The sequence below is a fragment of the Marinobacter sp. genome, from assembly GCF_048269445.1.
Taxonomy (GTDB): Bacteria; Pseudomonadota; Gammaproteobacteria; order Pseudomonadales; family Oleiphilaceae; genus Marinobacter.
This window is the reverse complement of sequence record NZ_JBLXIQ010000001.1, coordinates 701,884-726,873: the sequence shown is the minus strand read 5'-3', so window position 1 is coordinate 726,873 and position 24,990 is coordinate 701,884. Positions and strand designations below refer to the sequence as shown.

The following is a 24,990-nucleotide window of genomic DNA, read 5'->3' as shown; positions in this document are numbered from 1 at the left end:
ACTCCTGAAGGTATAGTAAGTGGTTACTGACAGGCTTCGCAGTCCGGCTCATCAATACTGCAAACCTGTGGCTGCGGTGCAGAAACCGGCGCGGTTTTCTCGGCCCCGGTGGCACCCAGCGAGCGCAGGTAGTAGGTGGTTTTCAAACCCCGTTCCCAGGCCAGCTGGTACAGAGCATCCAGCTTCTTGCCACTGGGTTCGGCCATGTACAGATTCAGGCTCTGGGCCTGGTCCAGCCATTTCTGTCGGCGGGCGGCGGCTTCCACCAGCCAGCGGGCGTCGATCTCGAAGGCGGTAGCGTAGCGGGCTTTCAGCTCATTCGGAATGCGGTCGATCTGCTGCACAGAACCGTCGAAGTACTTCAGGTCGTTCACCATTACGTTGTCCCACAGGCCTTCGGCCTTGAGATCCCGAACCAGTGAGGGGTTCACCACGGTGAACTCGCCGGAGAGGTTCGATTTCACGAACAGGTTCTGGTACGTCGGCTCGATGGACTGGGACACCCCCACGATGTTGGAGATGGTGGCGGTGGGGGCGATGGCCATCACGTTGCTGTTGCGCATGCCGTGTTGGGCCACCAGCTCGCGCACCGGGGTCCAGTCCAGGCGGGCGCTGGTGTTGATGGAGAGGTCGCCTTCCCTACGTGCCTTTTTGAGCAGGCTGATGGAATCGATGGGCAGGATGCCGTGCTGCCACAGCGAACCTTCGTAGCTCTCATAAGCGCCCCGCTCGCCCGCCAGGGTGGCGGAGGCACGGATGGCGAAATAGCTGAGCTGTTCCATGGCCACGTCGGCGAATTCCACCGCTTCCGGGCTGGTGTACGGCAGGCCCAGCTGGTAGAGCGCGTCCTGGAAACCCATCAGGCCCAGGCCCACCGGGCGATGCTTGAGGTTGGAGTTCTTCGCCTGGGGCACCGCGTAGTAATTGATGTCGATGACGTTATCGAGCATGCGCACGGCGGTGGTCACGGTGCGCTCCAGCCGCTGAACATCCAGTTCGCCATTGGCGATATGGGCGGCCAGGTTCACCGAACCCAGGTTGCACACGGCGATCTCGTCCGCGCTGGTGTTCAGGGTGATTTCAGTACACAGGTTCGAGCTGTGCACTACGCCCTTATGCTGCTGGGGCGAGCGCAGGTTGCAGGGGTCCTTGAAGGTAATCCAGGGGTGGCCGGTTTCGAACAGCACGGTCAGCATCTTGCGCCAGAGCTGTTTGGCGGGGAGTTTCTTGAACAACTTGATCTTGCCCTGCTCCGCCAGCGCCTCGTAGTGCTCAAAACGCGCGCGGAATTCGTTGCCGTAGAGGTCGTGCAGGTCCGGCACGTCGCTGGGGGAAAACAGGGTCCAGTCCCGGTCTTCGCGCATGCGTTCGATCAGCAGGTCCGGGACCCAGTTGGCGGTGTTCATGTCGTGGGTGCGGCGGCGCTCGTCACCGGTGTTCTTGCGCAACTCCAGGAATTCCTCGATGTCCAGGTGCCAGCTTTCCAGATAGGCGCACACCGCGCCCTTGCGCTTGCCGCCCTGGTTCACCGCCACGGCGGTGTCGTTGACCACTTTCAGGAACGGCACCACGCCCTGGCTCTGGCCGTTGGTGCCCTTGATGTGGGCGCCAAGGGAGCGCACCGGGGTCCAGTCGTTGCCCAGGCCACCGGCCCATTTCGAGAGCATGGCGTTGTCGCGAATAGCCCCGTAGATAGCTTCCAGATCATCCCCCACGGTGGTCAGGTAACAGGACGACAGCTGGGAATGCCGGGAACCGCTGTTGAACAGCGTGGGCGTGCTGGCCATGTAATCGAACGAGGACAAAAGATTGTAGAACTCGATGGCACGGGCATTCGGGTCGTCCTCCCGCAGCGCCAGGCCCATGGCCACGCGCATGAAGAACACCTGGGGCAATTCCAGGCGGGCGCCGTTCCAGTGGATGAAATAACGGTCGTACAGGGTCTGCAGGCCGAGGAAGCCAAACTGCCGGTCCCGCTCCGGTTTCAGGGCGTCGCCCAGGCGCTCGAGATCAAAGGCCGCGAGCGCTTCGTCCAGCAGCTCGTACCGGATGCCGGCGGCGATAAAGGCACTCAGGGCCTGTGGATAGATGTCCGCCAGCGACTGCTCTGTGGATAAGTTCAGGGCCGAGGCGTTCTCCAGTCGAAGCTGTTCCAGCAACAGCCGGGCGGTGACGGCGCTGTAGTCCGGCTCCTGTTCGATGCGCCCGCGGGCGGTCATCACCAGCGCCGACAGCACGTCTTCCTCGGCAATGCCGTCGTACAGGTTGGTCAGGGCATCTTCCACCAGGGAGTCGCCGTCGATGCCATCCAGGCCGGTGGCGGCCTGCTCCACCTGCTGTTTCATCCGGCCCAGGTCCAGCGGTGCGATCTCGCCACCGATTTTTTTCACGGTCAGGTGCGGGTGGGCTTCCACCGGATGGTCGTGGGCACGCTGCCGGGCGTGGTCTTCCCGGTAGAGCACATAGGCCCGGGCCACTTTCTGTTCCTCCGCGCGCATCAGCGCCAGTTCCACCTGGTCCTGAATGTCTTCGATGTGCACCTTGCCGCCGGCTTTCAGGCGCCGGCTGATGGCCTGGATAACCTGGTCGGTGACCCGGTGCACGGCGTCGTTGATGCGGGCCGAGCCGGCGGCCTTGTCGCCTTCCACGGCCAGAAACGCCTTGGTCACGGCAACGCTGATCTTGGACGGATTGAAGCCAACGAGGGTGCCGTTGCGTTTGATGACTTGCAGGGATTCGGTGTCGGCGGAGGCTGACGGCTGGGGTTCAGCCAGGGCAGAGGTGGACATGCTGTGTTCTCCTGAATACGCGTTGGGTTCTTTTCACCTTCGCGTACGCAGGGGCGCACCTTGCCCGGGAGACGGGCAGGCACTACCGATCTGCTCACCTTAAGACGCGAAGGTGCAGTTGTATCCCTGGCAGGTCTTCGGACTCAGGAGCATGAATCGTTCGATTCGGCCTTGCGTGGCGACTTCCCGGCTTTCACCAGTGTCTTTATGCCACGCTCGTTCTCCAATACCGCTGCGCGTCAGTTCCGGATTCTCACCGGATTCCCGTTACCGAGATGCTCAAAAAATCAACATCTGGTATGTGACCAAGGATGGAAACACTATATACACGATATTCGGGAGGAACAAGGCGGGGCAACAAAAAAGGCCCCCGAAGGGGCCAAACACGTGACAGACTCGGTATCGGTTGATCAGTGGCTGATCATCCAGGGCCGCATGGAAGGGAACATTTTCTTCCCGTCGGCGGTGTAGAACAGCATCGACTTGCCGGGCTTGGGGGAACCACAACCGCAACTGCGGCTGTGCTCCTGGTCGTTCGCCCGGCGGTCGGCGGTGGAAAACACTGGTTCATGCCGCGATTTCTCGTTCCGGTCCAGAGCCTCTCGCTTTGCCGGGTCCATGGCCGCGATGTGCGGTGGCAACACAATCACCCTGGGCGACAGCACCTTGCAGGTGGGGCATTCCGCCGGCTTGGCAGCGTCGTCCATGGTTGCCAGTGTGTTGAACAGACCGTGCTCGCGGCACTTGTAGTCATACACAGGCATGGCGATTACTCCTTATCTTTCGACAGCGGTACGTCCATACCCCCGCTGACCATCTTCTTCGGCCCGTCGGCAGAAGGATTGATGTCGAAGTCGAAGATGCCGGTTGGCAGCCAGAGTGTGGCGCAGGCGTTCGGGATGTCGACCACACCGCTGATGTGGCCTTCCACCGGCGCACAGCCCAGAATCGCGTAGGCCTGGGCCTTGGTGTAACCGAACTTGGTCATGTATTCGATGGCGTTCAGACAGGCCTGGCGATAGGCCACGTGCACGTCCAGGTAGTGCTGGCCGCCGTCTTCGTCCACGGAAATGCCTTCGAAGATCACGTAATCGTCGTAACGGGGCTTGATCGGGCTGGGCTTGAACACCGGGTTCTTGATGCCGTACTTCTTCACGCCGTCTTTGATCAGGTTCACCCGCAGGTGAATCCAGCCGGCCATTTCGATGGCGCCGCAAAACGTGATTTCTCCGTCGCCCTGGCTGAAGTGCAGGTCGCCAACAGAGAGGCCGGCACCGTCCACGTACACCGGGAAGTACACCTTGGAGCCACGGGAAAGGTCTTTGATGTCACAGTTACCGCCGTGCTCACGGGGCGGCACGGTACGGGCCGCTTGGGCGCCCGCTGCCTTGGCGGCGTCACCGGTCATCTTACCCATATGGGCAGTCGAACCATCCGGCAGGGTGGCCAATTCCGGTACCCGCTCCGGATCCGTCGCGACCAGTCCGGCCTCACGCTTGTTCCAGGTGTCCAGCAGCTCTTTGGACGGCAAACACCCGATCAGGCCCGGGTGAATCAGGCCGGCAAATTCCACGTTGGGGATGTGGCGGGACTTGGTAAACATGCCGTTGAAGTCCCAGATACTTTTCTGGGCTTCCGGGAAGTGTTCGGTCAGGAAGCCACCGCCGTTCTGCTTTGAGAAGAAGCCGTTAAAGCCCCACTGGCTCTCTTCGAAGGTGCCGATATCGAGGATGTCCACTTCCAGCAGGTCGCCGGGCTCCGCGCCTTCCACGCCAATCGGGCCAGACAGGAAGTGCACCTGGCTGAGATCCACGTCGCGCACGTCGTCGGCGTTGTCATCGTTCTTGATCTGTCCGCCCGTCCAGTCGTAGCACTCCACGATGAAATCATCGCCCGGCTTGACGGTCGCCACCAGAGGGATGTCCGGGTGCCAGCGGTTGTGAATTTTGTCGTTCTCGTAGGCCGACTTGTTCAGATCGATCTTGATAATGGTTTCAGCCATAGCGGAGGCTCCTTGGAATTATTGGCTTGCACGTTTAGGTAACAGCTTCACTATCCGAAATCCGGCGCCGGGGAGGTATTCGCGAAATGCCCCCGGTGCCTACGTCATTCGACGTATTGGTGCACGGTCACTTCTCTGTTTTCCAAGCTGGCTTCAAACCGCTGGCAGTCCGGATGCGCCAGCAACGCCCTGGCAACGGCCGGTTCCAGTCGCTGCCGGAACGCCCGCAGCATTTCCCGGGCGCCATAGCGGGCGTCGTAGCCTCGGCACAGTTCTTCTCGCAGCTCCGGCGACAACGACAGCTCCGCGTGCTTTTTGGCCAGCCGGCGGTTAAGGCCCGCCAGCTCGATGTCCAGCAGGGCCTCCAGCCAATTGTCGGTGAGGCGGTTGAAGGTGAGGATCTGGTCAATACGGTTGAGGAATTCCGGATCGAAATGCCGGCGCAGGGCGGTATCCCTTATGGCTTCGGCCTTTCCGGGGGAGAACCCGAGCCAGCGTCGCCAGCCGCTTTGATAAGTCTGTTCGTGCGCCTCGGCATCCAGCGCCCCGGCGTTGCTGGTCATAAAGATCAGGGCGTTGCGAAAGTCGATCTCCCGATTGCCGGAGGGGAACACCAGCCGGCCGGTATCCAGCACATTCAGCAGGGTGCGGACCACTTCCTTGCTGGCTTTCTCAATCTCGTCGAACAGCACAATGCCGGGCTTGCTGAACGAGCCCTGCACCTTGTCCAGATCGAACAGGCTGTGGCCTTCCTTGCTGCCGACATAGCCCGGCGGTGCGCCGGTGAGTGCTGCGGCGTAATGCTCCTGGGCCAGGGTGTTCATGTCGATGCGGCACAGGCCATCGCGGTTGCCGTGGATCGCTTCGGCGATCAGGCGCACGGTTTCAGTTTTACCCACCCCGGTGGGGCCAAGGAACAGGTGCACCGCCAGCGGCCGGTTTTCTTCGCCGATGTCGGCTTTCACCCGCACCAGCATGGATTCCATGGTCGCGAGGGCCTCATTCTGGCCAACGATCTTGTCCCGCAGGCGGGCCATCACGGCCTCGGGCTCGAAGCGGAACCGGGAAGCACGAACCGGGCCTGACGCGGCCCGGTCCTTCTCAATGGATTCCCGGTTGGCTTCCAGCCGTTCGTTGATAAACGGCATGAACGCCTCCCGGGCTTAAGCCCCTGCGGATTTTTCCTTGCCCTCAACGGGCAGGTCGCCCACCGGGCATTCGGCGGTACCCACGGTGGTGCGGGTCATGGCCTCCACATTCTCCTGCGCCCTCTGGGCGTCCATCACCCAGGTGCGGTAGAACTCGAACGGACAGTCAGCCACACCCTTGTCGCCATCACCGGAGGCATGAACACCGGTGTAGCCACGGTGCAACAACTTGAACAAGTGGTTCTGCGACTGATCGTTCTTGCGGGCGTCGCGGATCTGGCTCACCGACAGTTGGGCGTACTGAATGCCCATGTCTTCCTCGCCACATTCGCCGAGGGTACGGCCATCAAAACCGATGATCGCGGAGTGGCCGAAGTAGGAATACACGCCGTCAAAGCCGGAGGCGTTGGCCACTGCCACATAGCAGTTGTTGGCCCAGGCCATGCTTTTGGACATCATCACCTGCTGCTCTTTAGCCGGGTACATATAACCTTGGCAGCGCACGATCAGCTCGGCGCCCTTCATGGCGCAGTCCCGCCAGATTTCCGGGTAGTTGCCGTCGTCGCAGATGATCAGGCTGATCTTCATGCCCTTGGGGCCTTCGGTCACGTAGGTGGTATCACCGGGATACCAGCCTTCAATCGGGCACCAGGGCACACACTTGCGGTACTTTTGAACGATTTCACCCTCGTTGTTGATAAGAATCAGGGTGTTGTACGGCGCCTTGTTGGGATGATCCTCGTGGCGTTCGCCGGTCAGCGAGAAGATGCCCCAGGTTTTGGCCTCGCGGCAGGCGGCGGAGAAGATAGCGGTTTCATCGCCGGGAACCGTGGCGGCGGTTTCCATCATCTCGTCGTTGTCGTACATGATGCCCATGGTGCTGTATTCCGGGAACACCACCAGGTCCATGCCCGGTAAACCCACCTTCATACCCTTGATCATGTCCGCGATATTGCGGGCGTTGTCCAGTACCTCGGCCTTGGTGTGCAGCCTGGGCATCTTGTAATTCACCACCGCCACGCCGACGGTATCGTTACTGCTGGAAATATCACCGTGTCTCATACTGTCTGCTCCTGAGCAGTTATCACAAAGTTTTGGGGAGAGGCGGCGGGCGGGTTCTTTCGGGACCGTATGCGCCAGGGATGGCGCATCCGAGCCTACAGGGACGTATTCACGGCGTGTCCCGAAAGAACCTGCCCGCCGAACCGACCTCCACCGAAGCTAAACGGCCAGATAGCTGGCAATCTTGTCCTGGTCCGCGTCGGCCCGGTTCTCTTCATGCACGATGGCGCCCTTCTCGATCACCAGAATCCGGTCCGCCGCATCCATCACAAAGCTCAGCACCTGCTCCGACACCACAATCGACAGCCCGCGCTCATCGCGAATCTTCCGCAACGTCTTGGCGATCTCCTTGATGATGTTGGGCTGGATGCCTTCGGTGGGTTCGTCCAGCAGCAGCACCTTGGGCCGGGTGGCCAGGGCCCGGGCGATGGCCAGCTGTTGCTGCTGGCCCCCGGACAGGTTGCCGCCGCGCCGGCTCTGCATTTCCTTGAGCACCGGGAACAGCTCGTACAGATCCTCGGGCACCTTCTTCTCGCCCACCGCCGCCAGGGCCGTCTCGATGTTTTCTCGCACCGTCAGGGTGGGAAAAATCATCCGCCCCTGGGGCACAAAACCGATCCCGGCACGCACCCGCTGGAAGCTCTTCAGGTTGGAGATGCTGGTGCCGTCGAGGCTGACTTCTCCGCCCCTGGTCGGCGTCATCCCCACCAGGGACTTCATCAGCGTGGTCTTGCCCATGCCGTTACGGCCCACCACGGCGACAATCTCGTTTTTCTCCACATCGAGGTTCAGGTCCTCGATGATGGTGCTCTGGCCATAGGCCACCGAATGATGTTTGACGCTCAGCATGATCAGTGCCCCAGGTAGACTTCGATGACTTTCGGGTCCGACTTCACATGCTCGATGGACCCTTCCGATAGAACCTTGCCCTGATGCATGACGGTGACCCGGTCGGCGATGTCGCCGACGAACTGCATGTCATGCTCGATCACCAGTACCGTATGGTCCTTGGTGATCACCTTGAGCAGCTCGGCGGTTTTCTTCCGCTCAGTGACCGACATACCGGCCACCGGCTCATCCAGCATCAGCAAATCCGGCTTCTGGATCAGCAGCATGCCGATCTCCAGCCACTGCTTCTGGCCGTGGCTGAGCGAGGCCGCCGGCTCGTTCAGGGCGTCGGTGAGGAAGATGGTTTCCGCCACCTCTTCCACGGCTTCAATGACCACCTTGTCGCGCTTGAAGGCCAGTGCCCCCATCACGCTGTGAGCCTTTGGGTAAGACACTTCGAGGTTTTCGAACACCGTCAGGTCCTCAAACACCGACGGGGTCTGGAATTTACGGCCCACGCCCGAATGAACGATCTGGTGTTCCTTGAGTCTGGTCAGCTCCTTGCCGGCAAACTTGATGGACCCGGCGGTGGCTTTGGTCTTGCCACAGATCAGGTCCAGCACCGTGGTTTTACCGGCGCCGTTGGGGCCAATGATGACCCGGATCTCCTTGGGATCGAGGTAGAAGGACAGGTCATCCACGGCCTTGAAGCCATCGAAGGATACGGTCAGGCCCTCGACCGCCAGCAGGAAATCACCGCTCTTGCTCTTGGCTGCACTCATCACGATTTCTCCGGGCTGTAGGAATCGATCATCGGATCGTAATCATCGGTCTTCTTCGCGACCGGCTTGGTGGCTTCAGGTTCAGCGGCGGCTACGGCTTCAACCTTCTTGCGCTTGAAGATCTTGTCTTCCAGGGGCATCACATAGGTCTGGTAAAGCCCGGCCATGCCATTCGGGAAGGCCAGTACCACGCCGATGAACAGGGCGCCCATGGCGAAGGGCCAGAGTTCCGGGAAGGATTCCGAAAACCCGCTCTTGGCCGCATTGACCAGCAGCGCGCCGTAGACGGCACCGAGGATGGACAACCGGCCGCCCAGGGCACAGAAAATGACCATTTCGATGGAGCCGACGATGCCGATGAACGACGGCGACATGAAGCCAACAATCAGGGTGAACATGGCGCCACCGACACCGGCAAACGCGGCGGCCAGACAGAACACGAAGATCTTGAACGCGGCCACGTCGTAACCGGAGAAACGTACCCGGGTTTCCTGGGCGTTCATGGCCACCAGGATGCGGCCCAGTTTGCTGTTCTGGACAAAGCGCGCCACAAACAGGACCAGGAACAGCATGCCGACGCAGACGAAGTACAGGATGTTCCGGGCTTCGTCGGTTCGAATGTCCCAGCCTTTCAGGGTCTGCAGGTCAGTAATGCCGTTGACGCCACCGGTGAAGCCCTGCTGCCCGATGATCAGGATGGTCAGGACGGCGGCGATGGCCTGGGTGATGATGGCGAAATACACGCCACCGACCCGCCGGGTGAACATGGCGAGTCCGATGACGAAGGCCAGCAACACCGGCACACCGATCACCGCCAATAGGGTGAACGAGAAGCTGTGGAACGGTTCCCAGAACCAGGGCAGCTCGGTGAGCTGGTTCCAGTCCATGAAGTCCGGAATACCGGGGGTGGACTGGATGGCGGTGGCCTCCGGTGTGGAAGCCTCCAGTTTCAGGAACATGGCCATGCAATAGCCACCGAGGCCAAAGAACACACCCTGGCCAAGACTGAGGATGCCGGCCTTACCCCAGCACATCACCAGCCCAATCGCGACGAAGGCGTAGGTCAGGTACTTGCCCACCATGTTCAGGCGGAACGGATCCAGAATCAGCGGCAGTACGATGACCAGCAGCGCCGCCAGTGCCAGGTAATACAGTCCCTCGCGGGAGACAAACCATTTCATTGGGGATGAAGTTTTCATCACAATCTCCTAACGACGGACCTTGAGGGCCATGAGTCCTTCCGGACGCAGCATCAGAATGCCGATGACGACCAGCAGGGTGAGTACCTTGGCCATGGAACCACTGAGGAAGAACTCCATGGTGGACTGGGCCTGGGAGATGCCGAAGGCAGACACGATGGTGCCAATCAGGCTTTGCGCGCCGCCAAACACCACCACCAGGAAGGTATCGACGATGTAGGCCTGGCCGGAGGACGGACCCGTTGACCCGATCATGGTGAACGCAGCGCCCGCGACACCGGCGATGCCACACCCGAGGGCAAAGGTGGCGCGGTCGATACCGGCACTGTTGATACCCACCGCTTCGGCCATGGGCCGGTTCTGCACCACGGCGCGCACGTTTTTGCCGTAGCCCGAGCGGTACATGAGGAGGTAAAGCCCAACGGCAATAGAGAGTGCAATGATCATGACGAACAGGCCGTTAATCGGCAGTTCCACCAGGTCCGTCACCTGGATGGCGCCCAGCATCCACTCCGGCAGTTCGACGCCCACTTCCCGGGCACCGAAGATAGAACGGTAGGCCTGCTGCATGATCAGGCTCAGGCCCCAGGTCGCCAGCAGGGTATCGAGCGGTCGGTGATAGAGGTGTCGTATCATGAGCCACTCAACGAGCGCCCCTAAGGCGGCACAGACCAGAAAGGCCAGGATCATGGCGACAAAGAAGTAGCCGCCAAAAAGCCCCGGCAAATAAGACTGGAAAAAACCCGAAGTCAGGTAGGTTGTGTAGGCGCCGAGGATCATGAACTCCCCGTGAGCCATATTGATCACGCCCATCTGACCAAAAATGATTGTCAGGCCCAGGGCCATCAGTACGAACACTGAAAACAGGGAGAGCCCGGCAAACCCCTGCATGGCAAATATCGACATCAATTCACTGCTGGTGTAGCCATCAAACATGACCCTATCTCCCGTTCAAGCCAACGTACTTCGCGTTGTAACGACAATGGAGGCCGGCGCCCGGAAGCGCCGGCTATCCGGACTTACTGGTAGCCTTCCGGGAAAGGATCAGGCTCCATCAGCTCTTCGGTCTCGAAGACAACCTTGTACTGGCCGTCAGTCTGGGCCTGGCCGATACGGGTCTTGGACCACAGGTGATGGTTCTCGTGGATGCGCACGTAACCTTCGGGTGCTTTCTTGAACTCGATGCCGGCGAACTCTTCGCGGATCTTGTCGATATCGAAGGAGCCGGCCTTTTCAACCGCGGCTTTCCACAACCATGGGCCGAGGTAAGCCGCCTGGGTCACGTCGCCGATGACCATGTCATCGCCGTAGGCTTCTTTAAAGGCCGCAACAAACTCTTGGTTGTTGGCATTTTCGAGGCTCTGGAAGTACTTCATGGACGCGTAGATGCCGTCTACGTTCTCACCACCGATACCGCGGATTTCGTCCTCGGTCACCGAGATGGTCAGCAGCAATGGCTTTTCGTCGGTGAAGTCGATACCGGCCGCTTTCATCTGCTTGTAGAAGGCCACATTGGAGCCGCCGACTACGGAGGCAAAGATCACGTCCGGCTTCTTCAGCTTGATCTTGTTGATCACCGAGTTGAACTGGGTGTGGCCCAGCGGGTAGTACTCCTCACCGGAAACCTTCAGGCCCAGCTTGTCTTCGATGTGCTTGCGGGCAATCTTGTTGGAAGTACGGGGCCAGATGTAGTCCGAACCGAGCAGGTAAAAGCTTTTCGCGCCCTTGGTTTCTGCAGCCCAGTTAAGGCTGGCAAGGATCTGCTGAGTTGCTTCCTGGCCGGTGTAAACCACGTTCGGAGACTGCTCAAGGCCCTCATAGAAGGTCGGGTAGTAGAGCATACCGTTGTACTGCTCCATGACCGGCAGTACCGCTTTACGGGACGCTGAAGTCCAGGCACCGAAAATGGCGGCGACGTTGTCCTGGCGCAGCAGCTTGCGGGATTTTTCCGCAAACGTTGGCCAGTCACTGGCGCCGTCCTCCTGGACAAAATCAATCTGGCGGCCGAGCACGCCACCGGAAGCGTTGATCTGATCAATGGCGAGTTTTTCCGCCTGCACCGAGCCGATCTCACTGATCGCCATGGTGCCGGTGATGGAGTGCAGGATGCCAACTGTGACGGTGTCATCAGTGACTGCCAGCCCTGTGGTGTTGACCTCAGCCGTGCTCGGCGCCGCCGCTTGCGCGGACGTGGCCAGCATGACGGACGCCGCCAGTGTCATCAGGCTCTTTCGAAACCCTAATCCCTTGCTGAACGACCGCCCGCTGGCGGCTATATCTGTCGTATCCATGGTGAATCCTCGCAGTGTTTGAAAGCCGGTACCGCGCTTCCTTCCGAAAGCACAGCGCCCACATCAAACATTCTGCTCGGACCCCTCATGGGTGCCCATTCGGCATTCACCCCAGCGCACTACGTCATTTGACGCATTCCGGTCCCCGGCCACACAGGCTAAAACGCAGGTACACGAAATAAATGTGACCGCATTCCCCGGCGCACCAGGCTATGGCACGGAACTTGATAAGGCTTTCATTTCCGGTGCGCCAAACCATAGAACCGCACCAAAACCGGGCGACGCCCCAGGTGATACAGGCAAGGCAACGATGGCCGCACGACAGAACATTTTCCGGGTTCGGCGCAGTTACAACCAATGGGTCGCCAACCAGACGCTGGAAGACTACGCTCTGCGCTTTACCGCCAAGAGCGCGCGGCGCTGGTCTGCCGCCCGGGTCAGTAACACCGCTCTGGGCGCCATCTCGTTTCTCGCCATGGAGGCCATTGGCGGGTCCATTACCCTGCACTACGGCTTTGATAATGCGGTCGCCGCTATCCTGGCAGTCAGCCTGGTTATCTTTCTGACTGCCATCCCGATCAGCTACTACGCCGCCCGTTATGGTGTCGATATTGATCTACTGACCCGGGGCGCCGGTTTCGGCTACATCGGCTCCACCATCACCTCGCTGATCTATGCCTCGTTTACCTTCATTTTCTTCGCCATTGAGGCGGCGATCATGGCGATGGCCCTGGAGATGCTGTTCGACATACCCCTGGTGCTCGGCTATCTGATCTGCGCGGTGGTGATCATTCCCCTGGTCACCCACGGCATTACCACCATCAGCCGGTTCCAGGTCTGGACCCAGCCGGTGTGGATTCTGCTGCAGCTGGCGCCCTTTGTGTTCATCATCTACGCCGATGCCTCCTCCATCAGTGACTGGACTCAGTTTGACGGTCTGGGTGTGAACGCCGGCCAGGGCCTGAATGTGGTGATGTTTGGTGCCGCCGCCGCGGTGGTGTTCTCGCTGATTGCCCAAATTGGCGAGCAGGTCGATTTTCTGCGTTTTATTCCGGAACCCCAGAACCGGGCGGAAAAGCGCCGGTGGTGGCTGGCCGTCATGTCCGGCGGGCCCGGCTGGATCGTGATTGGCATGCTGAAGATTCTGGCCGGCTCCTTTTTGGCCGTGCTGGCCCTGAATCAGGGCATCTCGGCCGCAGAGGCGGCGGATCCGACCCAGATGTATCTGGTGGCGTTCAGCTACATCACCCACTCCCCGGAAATATCCCTGGCGATGGCCGGCATTTTTGTCATCCTGTGCCAGCTCAAGATCAACGTCACCAACGCCTACGCCGGCTCTATCGCCTGGTCCAACTTCTTCTCGCGTCTGACCCACAGCCACCCCGGGCGCGTGGTCTGGCTGTTCTTCAACGTCGCAATTGCCCTGCTGGTGATGGAACTGGGGGTTTACCGGGCGTTGGAGGAAACCCTTGGTTTTTACGGCATTATTGCCATCGCCTGGGTCGGCGCCCTGGTGGCCGACCTGGTCATCAACAAGCCGCTCGGGCTCAGCCCCAGGCACATCGAGTTCAAACGGGCTCATCTTTACGACATCAACCCGGTAGGCGTTGGTGCCATGCTCGCCGCGTCGGTGGCGGGTATCGTGTGCCACACCGGCGTGCTCGGCGACGTTGCCCAGGCTCTGTCCCACTTTATTGCCCTGGGGGTTGCACTGGTAACGGCGCCGCTGGTTGCCTGGAAGACCGGCGGCAGGTTTTATACCGCCCGGCCCTTCGTTCCCCTGGCGACAGACCATCAACTGGTGCAATGCACGATTTGCGAACACAAATTCGAGCCGGAAGACGTGACCACCTGCCCGGCTTACGACGGCACCATCTGTTCCCTGTGCTGTTCCCTGGATGCCCGGTGCGGCGACGTCTGTAAGCCTGGTGCCGGTTATCAGGAACAGCTGCAGCAGTTTCTGGGCAAGCTGATGCCCCAGTCGGTGCTCAACCGCCTGCACTCCCGCCTTGGCCACTTCCTGACGCTCCTGTTTCTGATCAACGGCTTGTCAGGCCTCCTGCTGTGGCTGATCCACTCCAAGACGCCAGTGGCTTCGGCGCCCGAGGCTCTGCTGCTGTCGGTTACTCTCTGGAAAGTCTTTTTTATCCTTTTGATTATCACCGGGGTGGTCTGCTGGCTGTTTGTGCTGGCTCATGAAAGCCGGGTGGTGGCCGAGGAAGAATCCGGACGACAAACCCGGTTGTTGATGGAAGAGATAGTCGCGCATGAGCGCACTGACCAGGCGCTGCAACAGGCGAAGGAACAGGCGGAAGCGGCCAACGGCGCGAAAAGCCGTTACCTGACCGGAATCAGCCATGAGCTCCGGTCGCCGCTGAACGCCATCCTGGGCTACGCCCAGCTTATGGAAAATGATGAGACGGTGCCCCCCCACCGCAAGGAAGCCCTGGGTGTGATCCGTCGCAGTGGCGAATACCTGGCCGATCTGATCGAGGGGCTGCTGGATATTTCCAAGATCGAAGCCGGCCGGCTGGATCTGCACCGGGACCAGGTGCGTATCGGGTTGCTGATGGAGCAGCTGGTGACCATGTTCCGGTTGCAGGCCGAAGAGAAGGGCCTGGCCTTTGATTACCATTGCCCGAACCCGCTGCCGGAAATGGTGACCACCGACGAGAAGCGCCTGCGCCAGATCCTGATCAATCTGCTCTCCAACGCCATCAAGTACACCGACCGGGGCAGCGTTTCCCTGACTCTGCGTTACCGAAGCCAAGTGGCGGAATTTACCGTGCAGGATTCGGGCGAGGGTATCGCCGAAGAAAATATCGAGCGCATTTTTCGCCCGTTCGAGCGTATCCGTCTGCCGGGCCAGAGCCGTGTCGGCACCGGCCTCGGTCTGACCATCACCCGCCTGCTGACAGAGATCATGGGCGGCGACATCAGCGTAGAAAGCGAGCCTGGCCAGGGCAGTACCTTCAAGGTCAGCCTGATGCTTTCAAGCCTGCACAGTGCCAATCCCCGTTCGATCTCGGCGCCTGCCCGCCGGATCTATGGTTACCAGGGCACCCGGCGAAAAGTCCTGCTGGTGGACGATGACATCTCCCACCGTCAGGTCATCCGCGCCATGCTATCCCCGCTTGGTTTTGAGATTTTCGACATTGGCAATGCCCTCAAGGTACGGGAAACCGTCGAAGCCGAACTCCCGGACCTGGTGCTGCTGGACGTCTCCATGCCCGGATACACCGGCTGGGAAGTTTTGCAGCAGTTACGGGGAGACAAGCATACGATGCCAGTGGTGATGGTGTCCGCCGATGCCAATGAAGGCCACCACTCGGTGGACTCGCCCCGACTGCACGATGGCTATATCATCAAGCCGGTGCGGCTCAACCTGCTGCTGGACACCATTGCCCGGGTGCTTGGGCTGGAGTGGCGATTCGAGAAAAGTGCCGAGCCACTGGCGGCCATTCCGGTATCGGATACCGGCGACCTGCCTCTTCCGACCATGGCGCATCGTCAGGCGCTGGCGGCTCTCGCCCGAATCGGTCACCGCAAGGGATTGCTGGAAGCCCTGCACGACATGAAACACCAGGGCGAGGCGGTTGAGCGTTTTACCGACCAGATGACCCAGCTCACCAATGACTTCCAGTTTGAAAAAATTCTTGAATTACTCGAGGTAGCCGAACATGAAGCTTCATGATGACCAGAAAACCGTTGTGATGGTCGTGGATGACGCAGTCGACTCCATTCGAATGATCAACGACGCCCTGGAAGAGGCTGGCATGACGGTATTGGTAGCGCTTGAAGGCAACCAGGCACTGACCATCAGCCGTAACATTACCCCGGACGTGGTGTTGATGGATGCCCTCATGCCACACATGGACGGCTTCGAAACCTGCCGCCGACTGAAGGAAAACCCGGCCTTTGCCGACATTCCCATCATCTTCATGACCGGTCTGAGCGACACCGAACATGTGGTCATGGGGTTGAGCGCGGGTGGTGTGGATTATGTGAACAAGCCCATCAACACCACGGAGCTGCTCGCACGCATGGACGTGCACCTGACCAATGCCCGGATGACCAAGAGTGCTCGCTGCGCCCTGGATACCGCAGGTCAGAACCTGTTTGCGGTGGACCGGGAAGGCAACCTGCTCTGGGGCACCCCCCAGGTATGCCGGTGCCTGCCAGACACCGGACACCCCGAGTTCTCCGATGTCCGCGCCCGACTGGGAGAATGGCTGGGACACAACCCTGATCCGGGGCACAGTATGCCTGTGGACATCATGGGCACCGCACGATCTGTCGAATTCCTGGCGCTGGTGGATAACCGCGAATACCTTCTTCGGCTGAAAACGCCCCAAAATCAGAACAGTGCAACGGCCGCCCTGCGGCAACGGTTCGAACTGACTCTGAGAGAATCCGACGTGTTATTGTGGATCGCCAATGGCAAAACCAACCGGGAAATCGGCCAGATTCTGGACATGAGCCCGCGGACGGTCAACAAACATCTCGAGCAGGTATTTCGAAAGCTGGGTGTGGAGAATCGCACCGCTGCCGCAGCGAGTGCGATTCGACTGCTGGCCATACAGTAATGGTGTGGGGCACTTTTGAGTCGCACGCCTGTCCATCGGGATAGCCTTTCCCCGGAACAGAGAAACACGATGCGGATGACTGCAAGATTTCTGGTACTGCTGGCACTTTTCAGCCTCTCGGGATCCGTGTTATCTGAACAGGGACCGGCACTCACGCCGTTTTCCGAAATGCAGTCATTGGGCGATGGCTGGGAGCCGCTGAAGTTTCCAAAAATCGACCAGCTCACCCGCTATGAGTTGGTCACGGAGGATGGCCTCCAGGTGGTGAAGGCCACCACAGGGGGCGGCGCTTCAGGTCTGATTGCACGGGTGAATTTGACGCCATCGGACTCGCTGCTTCTGCAATGGCGCTGGAAAGTCTCAAACGTTTTTGAAAAGGGTGATGCCCGGAAAAAGTCCGGGGATGACTACCCCGCCAGAATCTATGTCGCCTTTGAATTTCAGCCTGAGAAGGCGGGCTTTTTCGAACGTATTAAACGCAAAACGGTTGAGGTACTTTTCGGGGAAACCCTACCGGGTAATGCCCTGAACTACATCTGGGCCAACACCTTGCCGGAGGGTGAGTTCCTGCCCAACCCCTACACTGAGAAGACGGTGATGGTCGCCGTCAATTCCGGCTCAAAACAGGTCGGTGAGTGGGTCACGATTGAACGGGATATCATGGCGGATTACCGAAAGGCCTTTGGCGAGGCCCCGCCACCGGTGGTGGGGATTGCTATTATGTCGGACTCGGACAACACCGGCGAAACCGCAACGGCCTGGTACGGTGATATCGTACTGAACCCCTGATCGGGCCGGAGCAAGCCCGTCTAGCGCAGCGCCTCCGGAAACCCCGGAACCACATACCCTCCGGTAATCTCGCGCACCGGCGGCACCTCGCCCTTCTCCACCAGCCGCAGATAGGCATCATCAAATTCCTCCCGCAGCAAGGCGGCACGGGGATTTGCAAGCGAGAAAATCCACGCGGCATTGCGACTGCGCACTTCTGATTCCCGGATGACACTGTCGGAGGGTTCGGTCAGGATTTCCTTGACCGGTTGACGGTAATCCAGAAGATAGTCGCCCCGCTTGCGCTTCAGCATATCAACGGCGGAGCGGTGGTTGGGCGCCTCGGTTACCCGTATGCCCGCTTGCTGCTCCAGCCAGGGCAAAAGACCGCCGTAGGTATAACCTCCAATCACAATCACCTGCTTGCCCTGGAGTTGATCGAAATGGTCAAGGGCCGGGGAGTCTTCACGGTACCAGGCACTGAGCTGCGCAGAAAACGGGCTGACCCAGCTCTCCAGGACTTCGTGCTCCAGGTTTGGAACCTCGGTCACACCGGGCCATACGTCGATCCCGCCATTGCTCAGGTAAAGGTAGGTTCGACTCAGCGGCAAGTAGACAAATTCCGGCTCGTAGCCCGCCTCATTAGCCACCTTGCGGGTGAGTTCGATGAAGCTGCCCGCCGGGGTGCCATCGGCTTTTTGATAGGTAATCGGCGGAAACTCGATGTAGGCCACGCGAAGGGTTTTTGCGGCCGCTTCGGGCTCGGCGGTGGCGTGTTGTGTCGATAACAGAGAGGCTATCAACAGGAGAAGTACCCGGGCGATGGATACGAGCCCGGGTTCACGGTGAGAACACAAGTCGATGGGATGACTGCAGCGCATGGTTTCCAAAAATGTTGGCTCTGTTCAAGCAAAGATTAACAGACCCGGCCAAATCTGCACTGACACTGCCCGCAAAAAATCGGACAGATTGTCAAATATAGTTAATTACCATGTACAGACCGACCCCACCCATAACCAGCGTGTAGGGAAACGCCATGATGACCATCTTGCCATAGGATAAACGCACCAGCGGAGCGATGGCGGATGTCAGCAGGAACAGGAACGCAGCCTGACCATTCGGTGTCGCCACGCTGGGCAGGTTGGTGCCGGTGTTGATGGCTACCGCCAGATCCTGGAAGTGCTCATAACTGATGCTGCCGGCGTCCAGCGCCTGCTTGACCTCGCTGATGTATACCGTGGCGACAAACACGTTGTCACTGATCATCGAGAGAATGCCATTGGCGAGGAAGAACATGCCTGGCTGCTGGCTGACCGGCAACGAGAGCACGTAATCAATAATCGGCTTGAACAGGTGTTGTTCATGAATCACCGCCACGACCGCAAAGAACACCACCAGCAGAGAGGTGAAAGGCAGGGATTCCTGGAACGCCTTACCGATCTGGTGCTCGTCGGTAATGCCGGTGAACGAGGTGATCAGGATGATCACCAACAAGCCGATCAAGCCCACTTCGGCCAGATGAAACGCCAGCCCCACCACCAGGATCAGTGCGGCCAGGGCCTGAACCCACAAGGCCGCCTGGTCGGCCTTGGTGCGTTTGGTGCGCTCATTATCGGCGAACTCCTCCAGTACCCGGCGAACGGGCTTTGGCAGTCGACCGCCGTAACCAAACCAGCGCAGCTTCTCCAGGGCCCAGCAGGTGAACAGGCCCGCCGCCAGAACGGGCAAACTGACCGGCGCCATGTGCATGAAGAAGCTCGCAAAGTCCCAGCCCACCACTTTCGCAATCAGCAGGTTCTGGGGCTCGCCCACCATGGTCGCCACGCCACCCAACGCGGTACCGATGGCACCATGCATCAGCAGGCTGCGCAGGAAAGCCCGGAAGTTTTCCAGGTCTTCCCGGTGCAGTTCAATAACCTCATCATCACTTCCGGCGTTGTGATCAGGGTGTTGATAACCCTTGCCGGAAGCTACCTTGTGATAAACAGCATAGAAACCCACGGCCACTGAGATAATCACGGCGGTTACTGTCAGGGCATCCAGAAACGCCGACAACAACGCGGCCGCACTGCAAAACAGCAGCGACAGCGCCGACTTGGACCGGACCCCGACCAGGATCTGGGTAAAAGTGACCAGCAACAGCTCTTTCATGAAATAGATCCCCGCCACCATGAACATCAGCAACAGGATCACCGGAAAGTTGATCAGCACTTCCTGATACACCGCGTCCGCGGAGGTCAGGCCGATCAGCAGAGCCTCCACCGCCAGCAGGCCGCCGGGCAACAGCGGATAGCACTTCAGGGCCATGGCCAGGGTAAAAATGAACTCGGCAATCAGAAGCCAGCCAGCCACTCCGGGGCCAAGCACATACATCACGATCGGGTTGGCAATCAGAAACAGCAGGATCACCTGCTTGTACCAGACGGGCGCCTTGCCAAGGAAATTGTGGGTAAAGCCGGAGATAACAGTCGTGGGCATTGCGAAAATCTTCTGAGAGAACGGGTTGTTGGTATTGTGTGGCAGAGCGCCGACATCTTCCTTGATATTTATGTACCGGGGTATGGTCCGAAGGTGCATGAATCGACCGCATTTTACCCGATTCCCGGCGCGATGCGGTCGCTCTGCAAAAAAAATAACAAAAGAGCCTCAGAAGAACGCCTGAATCCCGGTCTGGGCCCGGCCCAGAATCAGGGCATGGACATCGTGGGTGCCCTCATAGGTGTTCACCACCTCCAGATTCACCAGATGACGTGCCACACCGTATTCATCACTGATACCGTTGCCACCGAGCATGTCCCGAGCCAGGCGGGCAACATCCAGAGCCTTGCCACAGGAGTTGCGCTTCATGATCGAGGTGATCTCCACGGCGGCGGTGCCTTCATCCTTCATCCGGCCCAGGCGCAGACAACCCTGCAGGGCCAGGGTGATGTCGGTCTGCATATCCGCCAGCTTCTTCTGGATCAGCTGGTTGGCGGCCAGAGGCCGACCGAACTGCTTGCGGTCCAGCACATATTGGCGAGCGGTGTGCCAGCAATCCTCGGCGGCGCCCAGGGCTCCCCAGGAAATACCATAGCGGGCGGAGTTCAGGCAGGTGAATGGCCCCTTCAGGCCTCGCACGTCCGGGAAGGCGTTTTCTTCCGGCACGAACACGCCGTCCATCACGATTTCGCCGGTGATCGAGGCGCGCAGGCCGACCTTGCCGTGAATCGCCGGGGCACTCAAACCTTCCCAGCCCTGCTCCAGCACAAAGCCTCGGATCTGGCCGTCATCGTCCTTGGCCCAGACCACGAATACATCGGCGATCGGGCTGTTGGTGATCCACATCTTGTTGCCGGTGAGACGGTAACCGCCGTCTACCTTGCGGGCCCGGGTAACCATATTGCCCGGGTCAGAGCCGTGGTCCGGTTCGGTCAGACCAAAGCAGCCGATCCACTCGCCCGAAGCCAGTTTCGGCAGGTACTTCTGGCGGGTTTCCTCGTTGCCGAACTCATAGATCGGAACCATCACCAGGGAGGACTGCACACTCATCATGGAACGATAGCCGGAATCCACCCGTTCCACTTCCCGCGCGATCAGGCCGTAGCACACGTAACTCAGGCCGCTGCCGCCATACTGCTCGGGAATGGTAGCGCCCAGCAGGCCCGTTTCCCCCATTTCCCGGAAGATCTCCGGATCCGTCTGTTCATTTCGGAAAGCTTCCAGTACCCGGGGCCGGAGCTTGCTCTCGGCAAACTGGCGGGCACTATCGCGCACCATGCGCTCCTCTTCAGTCAGCTGCTGGTCCAGCAAGAGCGGGTCTTCCCAGTTGAAACTTGCTTGGTTGGCCATGTCGATTGTCTCCGTTCGTTGATCTTGTCTTGATAGTGGACTGTCAGGCCACCTGCTGTGAAGTCTGCCGGGGAGAGCCTCCAGCAGGGCCGGATGAGGGTCACGCCCTACTGCTTTTCAAGCAACATGTTGCTGTACCTCATAACTATCGCCACTAATAGGCGATTTCTTATTCCTACTCTAATAAAGCCACGAGAATTTACCTGTGGTGGTTCTTGCGATTCAAAAATCCTACACCCGAATATTTTTTTAGGCAACATGTTGACATATTATTTTAAGAAGACGTATTTTGAAGATAACAAGGTAACGACCTGCACCCGCAGTCAGGCCGCCAACAACAACAAACCGGACCCAACAGGTGAAATCAGATGGATACAGGCATCACTCTCAATCCGGAACGCCGTGCCGCCATGATCGAAAGCGGCGCCTGGAACGACCAGCTCATTACCAACTACCTCGATCAGGCGGTGGCCAGCACCCCGGACCGGGACGCCATTGTTGGCTACCGGGTCACTGACAATACCCGAACTGCACTGACGTACCGTGAGCTCGACGCCAAGGTCACCCGCATGGCCGCGGGCCTGGCGGCCATGGGCATTGAGAAAGACGACGTAGTGGCCTGCCAGCTGCCGAACTGGTGGCAAACCACCGCCCTGCACTTGGCTTGCATGCGCATCGGCGCGATTCTCAACCCGCTGATGCCGATCTTCCGGGAGCGGGAACTGCGCTTCATGCTTGGCCACGGCGAAGCCAAACTGCTGGTGATTCCCAAGGTGTTCCGCAACTTCGATTACGAAGCCATGGTCGACGGCATTCGCTCCGACCTGCCGAAACTGGAGACCCTGCTGGTGATTGGTGGTGAGGGCGAACGCAGTTTCGAACAGCGCCTCCTGGACACACCCTGGGAGGCGAAGACCGACACCGCATCCCTGTTTGCCGAGCGCCGGCCCGGCCCCGATGAGGTGATCCAGATTCTCTATACCTCCGGCACCACCGGCGAACCCAAAGGGGTTCTGCACTCCTCCAATACCCTGTTCTCCAACGTGCGGCCCTATGCCGACCGGCTGCACCTGACCTCGGAGGACACCATCCTGATGGCCTCCCCCGTGGCTCACCAGACCGGCTTCCTCTACGGCATCATGATGCCGGTTTATCTGGGCAGCACTGCCGTGCTCCAGGACGTCTGGGACGCAGACTTTGTCTGCAAGGTGATTGCCGCCGAGAAGCCGGCCTTCACCATGGCCTCCACACCGTTCCTGGCAGACCTGGTGAAAACCGCCCCCAGGCATGAGGGCGAGCTGGACTCCCTGCGCATTTTTGTTTCCGCCGGCGCGCCGATTCCCAGTGCGGTGGTTGAACAGGCCAGCCAGACCCTGAAAGCCAAAATCGTCTCAGCCTGGGGCATGACCGAGAACGGCGCCGTCACCATGACCTGCCCGGAAGACCCGGCTGAGCGCGCCAGCCAGTCTGATGGCAAGGCGCTGCCTTACATGGACGTCAGGATCGCCGACTTCAAAGGCAACGAACTGCCCGCCGGCGAAGAGGGCAACCTGCTGGTGCGTGGCGCCAGCCTGTTTCTCGGTTACCTCAAGCGCCCGGAGCTCTATGGCGTGGATGACGAAGGCTGGTTCGCCACCGGCGACCTCGCCCGTATGGATGGGGACGGCTACATCCGCATCACTGGCCGTACCAAGGACGTGGTAATCCGCGGTGGTGAAAACATCCCCGTGGTTGAGGTGGAAAACCTGCTCTATAAGTTCCCCGGCATTGCCGATGTGGCTCTGGTGGGCTGCCCCGACGAGCGTCTGGGTGAGCGGCTGTGTGCCTATGTCACCCTCGACGAGAATGCCACCGACCTGACCCTGGACGACCTCAAGGCGTACCTGACCAAACAACAGCTTTCCAAGAGCTACCTGCCGGAATACCTGGAAGTGATCGAGGCCATGCCCCGTACTGCCTCCGGCAAGATCCAGAAGTTCAAACTGCGGGAGCAGGCGAAAGAAGTTCGCCTGGCACCGGCCAACCGCGCCTGACCCGGCCCATTACTCTGAGCAACAGGAGAACAACCAATGAAAGGCCTTAACGGAAAAACAGTCATCGTCACCGGTGGTGGTGGTGGCATCGGCCGCGCGGTATGCCTGCGCTTTGCGGATGAAGGCAGTCTGGTTGCGGTCCTGGATCGTGACGAGACCGCAGCCCGGGCCACCGTGGACCTGATCACCGAAGCCGGTGGCACGGCCAAAGCCTACGCCGCTGACATCACCGATTACGCGGCCATCTCCGAAACGGTAGCGGCCATCGAAAACGATCTGGGCACCCCGACGGTGCTGGTGAACAACGCCGGCTTCGACCGCTTCATGCCGTTCCTGAAGACCGAGCCCAGACTCTGGGACCAGCTGATTGCGGTGAACCTCACCGGTGCCCTGAACATGCACCACGTGGTGCTGCCGAAAATGGTCGCCGCCGGTGGCGGCAAAGTCATTAACGTGGCCTCCGACGCCGCCCGCGTCGGCTCGTCCGGCGAGTCCGTCTACGCTGCCTGCAAGGCCGGCCTGGTGGGCTTCAGCAAGACAGTTGCCCGGGAATTGGCCACCAAGAACATCTGCCTGAATGTGGTCTGCCCCGGACCCACGGACACCGCCCTGCTCAAGGGTGTGGCCGAATCCGCACCCAACCCGGAGAAGCTGCTGGAAGCCTTCCGTAATGCCGTGCCAATGAAGCGCCTGGCCAAGCCGGAAGACTACCCCGGCATCATCGCCCTGCTTGCCAGTGACGACGCCAACTTCATCACCGGCCAGGTGATCAGTGTGTCCGGCGGCCTGACCATGGCCGGCTAAACGCCCCGGTCCAAACATCAAGAGAGCGAACACGGAGAACAGACCATGAATTACGAAGACATCCTGTACGACGAAACCGACGGCGTCGCCACTATCACCATCAACCGTCCCGACCGCTATAACGCCTTCCGGGGCCAGACCTGCATGGAGCTGCTGGACGCCTTCAACCGGGCCGGCTGGAACAAGGACATCGGCGTCATCGTCTTCACCGGCGCCGGCGACAAGGCCTTCTGCACCGGCGGCGACCAAAGCGCCCACGAGGGCCAGTACGACGGCCGCGGCCTGATCGGCCTACCCGTGGAAGAGCTGCAGCGCACGATCCGGGAAGTGCCCAAACCGGTGATCGCCCGGGTGAACGGTTTCGCCATCGGCGGCGGCCATGTGCTGCACGTGATCTGTGACCTGAGCATTGCCTCGGAAACCGCCATCTTCGGTCAGGTCGGGCCCAAGGTCGGCTCCGTCGATCCCGGCTTCGGCACCGCCTACCTGGCGCGGGTTGTGGGTGAAAAGCGCGCGCGGGAGATCTGGTACCTGTGCCGTAAATACTCTGCCAGGCAGGCACTGGACTGGGGCCTGGTCAACGCGGTGGTCCCACCGGAGCAGTTGGACGCGGAAGTTCAGAAGTGGTGCGACGAGATCCTTGAGAAGAGCCCCACCGCACTGACCATCGCCAAGCGGTCGTTCAACGCCGACAGCGACAACATCGGCGGCATCGGCGCCCTCGGCATGCAGGCCCTGAGCCTTTACTACGACACCGAGGAATCCAAAGAGGGCGTGAATGCCTTCAAGGAAAAGCGCAAGCCGGACTTCCGGAAGTTCTACAAATAAGCCGAGAGATCCGGTGGCATCGGCCATCGGGTTACAGACAAC

At 59.9% G+C, this 24,990-nt stretch carries 19 protein-coding genes and 1 riboswitch; of the genes, 6 read left to right on the top strand and 13 right to left on the bottom strand.

From position 1 onward, the window contains the following. Nucleotides 1–23: 23 nt before the first annotated feature. The 10 genes from ACN0XM_RS03295 to urtA all read right to left on the bottom strand — a co-directional run bounded on the left by ACN0XM_RS03295 (nucleotide 24) and on the right by urtA (nucleotide 12,101). Nucleotides 24–2,789: a ribonucleoside-diphosphate reductase subunit alpha gene (locus ACN0XM_RS03295; RefSeq protein WP_417565484.1), complete on the bottom strand. Its 2,766-nt coding sequence runs from the start codon at nucleotides 2,787–2,789 to the stop codon at nucleotides 24–26. A gap of 110 nt (nucleotides 2,790–2,899) precedes the next feature. Then, a riboswitch (cobalamin riboswitch) is annotated at nucleotides 2,900–3,114 on the bottom strand. Nucleotides 3,115–3,199: 85 nt separating this feature from the next. Then, complete coding sequence (locus tag ACN0XM_RS03290) at nucleotides 3,200–3,553, bottom strand: zinc ribbon domain-containing protein (protein WP_417565483.1); 354 nt, start codon at nucleotides 3,551–3,553, stop codon at nucleotides 3,200–3,202. Nucleotides 3,554–3,558: 5 nt separating this feature from the next. After that, nucleotides 3,559–4,791, bottom strand: a complete 1,233-nt coding sequence (gene fmdA, locus ACN0XM_RS03285; RefSeq protein ID WP_417565482.1) for a formamidase — start codon at nucleotides 4,789–4,791, stop codon at nucleotides 3,559–3,561. Between the two features lie 104 nt (nucleotides 4,792–4,895). Then, nucleotides 4,896–5,939 (bottom strand): AAA family ATPase, encoded by a 1,044-nt coding sequence (locus ACN0XM_RS03280; protein ID WP_417565481.1) that lies wholly within the window; start codon nucleotides 5,937–5,939, stop codon nucleotides 4,896–4,898. Nucleotides 5,940–5,954: 15 nt separating this feature from the next. Continuing rightward, nucleotides 5,955–7,001, bottom strand: a complete 1,047-nt coding sequence (locus ACN0XM_RS03275) for an aliphatic amidase (RefSeq protein ID WP_417565480.1) — start codon at nucleotides 6,999–7,001, stop codon at nucleotides 5,955–5,957. A 159-nt stretch (nucleotides 7,002–7,160) separates the two neighbouring features. Next, nucleotides 7,161–7,850 carry an urea ABC transporter ATP-binding subunit UrtE gene (urtE, locus tag ACN0XM_RS03270; RefSeq protein WP_417565479.1) on the bottom strand — a complete coding sequence of 230 codons (690 nt, stop codon included), beginning with the start codon at nucleotides 7,848–7,850 and terminating at the stop codon, nucleotides 7,161–7,163. A gap of 2 nt (nucleotides 7,851–7,852) precedes the next feature. Beyond that, nucleotides 7,853–8,611, bottom strand: a complete 759-nt coding sequence (gene urtD / locus ACN0XM_RS03265) for an urea ABC transporter ATP-binding protein UrtD (RefSeq protein WP_417565478.1) — start codon at nucleotides 8,609–8,611, stop codon at nucleotides 7,853–7,855. Next, on the bottom strand, nucleotides 8,611–9,810 hold the full coding sequence (urtC, locus tag ACN0XM_RS03260) for an urea ABC transporter permease subunit UrtC (protein ID WP_417565477.1): 1,200 nt from the start codon (nucleotides 9,808–9,810) through the stop codon (nucleotides 8,611–8,613). Before urtC ends, urtD begins: the two co-directional genes overlap by 1 nt. Nucleotides 9,811–9,819: 9 nt before the next feature. Further along, nucleotides 9,820–10,746: an urea ABC transporter permease subunit UrtB gene (urtB, locus tag ACN0XM_RS03255; protein WP_417565476.1), complete on the bottom strand. Its 927-nt coding sequence runs from the start codon at nucleotides 10,744–10,746 to the stop codon at nucleotides 9,820–9,822. Between the two features lie 83 nt (nucleotides 10,747–10,829). Beyond that, entirely contained in the window at nucleotides 10,830–12,101 is a 1,272-nt protein-coding gene (urtA, locus tag ACN0XM_RS03250) for an urea ABC transporter substrate-binding protein (protein WP_417565475.1), read from the bottom strand. 310 nt (nucleotides 12,102–12,411) lie between these two features. Between urtA and ACN0XM_RS03245 the strand changes: the two genes are divergently transcribed. From ACN0XM_RS03245 to ACN0XM_RS03235, 3 genes are all read left to right on the top strand, one after another. Then, a complete protein-coding gene (locus ACN0XM_RS03245; RefSeq protein WP_417565474.1) occupies nucleotides 12,412–15,795 on the top strand; it encodes an ATP-binding protein in 3,384 nt (1,127 codons plus the stop codon). Then, the gene (locus ACN0XM_RS03240; RefSeq protein ID WP_417565473.1) at nucleotides 15,782–16,687 is read left to right on the top strand and encodes a response regulator; all 906 of its coding nucleotides are present in this window, start codon (nucleotides 15,782–15,784) and stop codon (nucleotides 16,685–16,687) included. The genes ACN0XM_RS03245 and ACN0XM_RS03240 overlap by 14 nt, the downstream gene beginning before the upstream one ends. A 75-nt stretch (nucleotides 16,688–16,762) precedes the next feature. After that, nucleotides 16,763–17,476 (top strand): DUF3047 domain-containing protein, encoded by a 714-nt coding sequence (locus ACN0XM_RS03235; protein WP_417565472.1) that lies wholly within the window; start codon nucleotides 16,763–16,765, stop codon nucleotides 17,474–17,476. 20 nt (nucleotides 17,477–17,496) lie between these two features. Here the strand turns inward: ACN0XM_RS03235 and ACN0XM_RS03230 are convergent, their stop codons facing one another. From ACN0XM_RS03230 to ACN0XM_RS03220, 3 genes are all read right to left on the bottom strand, one after another. Next, nucleotides 17,497–18,336, bottom strand: a complete 840-nt coding sequence (locus tag ACN0XM_RS03230) for a substrate-binding periplasmic protein (RefSeq protein WP_417565513.1) — start codon at nucleotides 18,334–18,336, stop codon at nucleotides 17,497–17,499. Nucleotides 18,337–18,427: 91 nt separating this feature from the next. Then, nucleotides 18,428–19,933, bottom strand: coding sequence for a sodium/proton antiporter NhaB (gene nhaB, locus ACN0XM_RS03225; protein WP_417565471.1), 1,506 nt, complete (start codon nucleotides 19,931–19,933; stop codon nucleotides 18,428–18,430). Nucleotides 19,934–20,101: 168 nt separating this feature from the next. Then, nucleotides 20,102–21,283: an acyl-CoA dehydrogenase gene (locus tag ACN0XM_RS03220; RefSeq protein ID WP_417565470.1), complete on the bottom strand. Its 1,182-nt coding sequence runs from the start codon at nucleotides 21,281–21,283 to the stop codon at nucleotides 20,102–20,104. A 368-nt stretch (nucleotides 21,284–21,651) separates the two neighbouring features. Here ACN0XM_RS03220 and ACN0XM_RS03215 point away from each other — a divergent pair, with 368 nt between their 5' ends. Genes ACN0XM_RS03215 through ACN0XM_RS03205 form a run of 3 tightly spaced genes read left to right on the top strand, consistent with a single transcriptional unit; the run spans nucleotide 21,652 to nucleotide 24,948 of the window. Beyond that, nucleotides 21,652–23,316, top strand: a complete 1,665-nt coding sequence (locus tag ACN0XM_RS03215; protein ID WP_417565469.1) for an AMP-binding protein — start codon at nucleotides 21,652–21,654, stop codon at nucleotides 23,314–23,316. 36 nt (nucleotides 23,317–23,352) lie between these two features. Next, nucleotides 23,353–24,120: an SDR family NAD(P)-dependent oxidoreductase gene (locus tag ACN0XM_RS03210; protein WP_417565468.1), complete on the top strand. Its 768-nt coding sequence runs from the start codon at nucleotides 23,353–23,355 to the stop codon at nucleotides 24,118–24,120. Between the two features lie 45 nt (nucleotides 24,121–24,165). Further along, nucleotides 24,166–24,948 carry an enoyl-CoA hydratase-related protein gene (locus ACN0XM_RS03205; RefSeq protein WP_417565467.1) on the top strand — a complete coding sequence of 261 codons (783 nt, stop codon included), beginning with the start codon at nucleotides 24,166–24,168 and terminating at the stop codon, nucleotides 24,946–24,948. Nucleotides 24,949–24,990: the final 42 nt, after the last annotated feature.

Bases quoted from the DNA above. Each gene is read 5' to 3' on its own strand.
- ACN0XM_RS03295 (WP_417565484.1), bottom strand. From the start codon at position 2,789: ATGTCCACCTCTGCCCTGGCTGAACCCCAGCCGTCAGCCTCCGCCGAC.
- ACN0XM_RS03290 (WP_417565483.1), bottom strand. From the start codon at position 3,553: ATGCCTGTGTATGACTACAAGTGCCGCGAGCACGGTCTGTTCAACACA.
- fmdA (WP_417565482.1), bottom strand. From the start codon at position 4,791: ATGGCTGAAACCATTATCAAGATCGATCTGAACAAGTCGGCCTACGAG.
- ACN0XM_RS03280 (WP_417565481.1), bottom strand. From the start codon at position 5,939: ATGCCGTTTATCAACGAACGGCTGGAAGCCAACCGGGAATCCATTGAG.
- ACN0XM_RS03275 (WP_417565480.1), bottom strand. From the start codon at position 7,001: ATGAGACACGGTGATATTTCCAGCAGTAACGATACCGTCGGCGTGGCG.
- urtE (WP_417565479.1), bottom strand. From the start codon at position 7,850: ATGCTGAGCGTCAAACATCATTCGGTGGCCTATGGCCAGAGCACCATC.
- urtD (WP_417565478.1), bottom strand. From the start codon at position 8,611: ATGAGTGCAGCCAAGAGCAAGAGCGGTGATTTCCTGCTGGCGGTCGAG.
- urtC (WP_417565477.1), bottom strand. From the start codon at position 9,810: ATGAAAACTTCATCCCCAATGAAATGGTTTGTCTCCCGCGAGGGACTG.
- urtB (WP_417565476.1), bottom strand. From the start codon at position 10,746: ATGTTTGATGGCTACACCAGCAGTGAATTGATGTCGATATTTGCCATG.
- urtA (WP_417565475.1), bottom strand. From the start codon at position 12,101: ATGGATACGACAGATATAGCCGCCAGCGGGCGGTCGTTCAGCAAGGGA.
- ACN0XM_RS03245 (WP_417565474.1), top strand. From the start codon at position 12,412: ATGGCCGCACGACAGAACATTTTCCGGGTTCGGCGCAGTTACAACCAA.
- ACN0XM_RS03240 (WP_417565473.1), top strand. From the start codon at position 15,782: ATGAAGCTTCATGATGACCAGAAAACCGTTGTGATGGTCGTGGATGAC.
- ACN0XM_RS03235 (WP_417565472.1), top strand. From the start codon at position 16,763: ATGACTGCAAGATTTCTGGTACTGCTGGCACTTTTCAGCCTCTCGGGA.
- ACN0XM_RS03230 (WP_417565513.1), bottom strand. From the start codon at position 18,336: ATGCGCTGCAGTCATCCCATCGACTTGTGTTCTCACCGTGAACCCGGG.
- nhaB (WP_417565471.1), bottom strand. From the start codon at position 19,933: ATGCCCACGACTGTTATCTCCGGCTTTACCCACAATTTCCTTGGCAAG.
- ACN0XM_RS03220 (WP_417565470.1), bottom strand. From the start codon at position 21,283: ATGGCCAACCAAGCAAGTTTCAACTGGGAAGACCCGCTCTTGCTGGAC.
- ACN0XM_RS03215 (WP_417565469.1), top strand. From the start codon at position 21,652: ATGGATACAGGCATCACTCTCAATCCGGAACGCCGTGCCGCCATGATC.
- ACN0XM_RS03210 (WP_417565468.1), top strand. From the start codon at position 23,353: ATGAAAGGCCTTAACGGAAAAACAGTCATCGTCACCGGTGGTGGTGGT.
- ACN0XM_RS03205 (WP_417565467.1), top strand. From the start codon at position 24,166: ATGAATTACGAAGACATCCTGTACGACGAAACCGACGGCGTCGCCACT.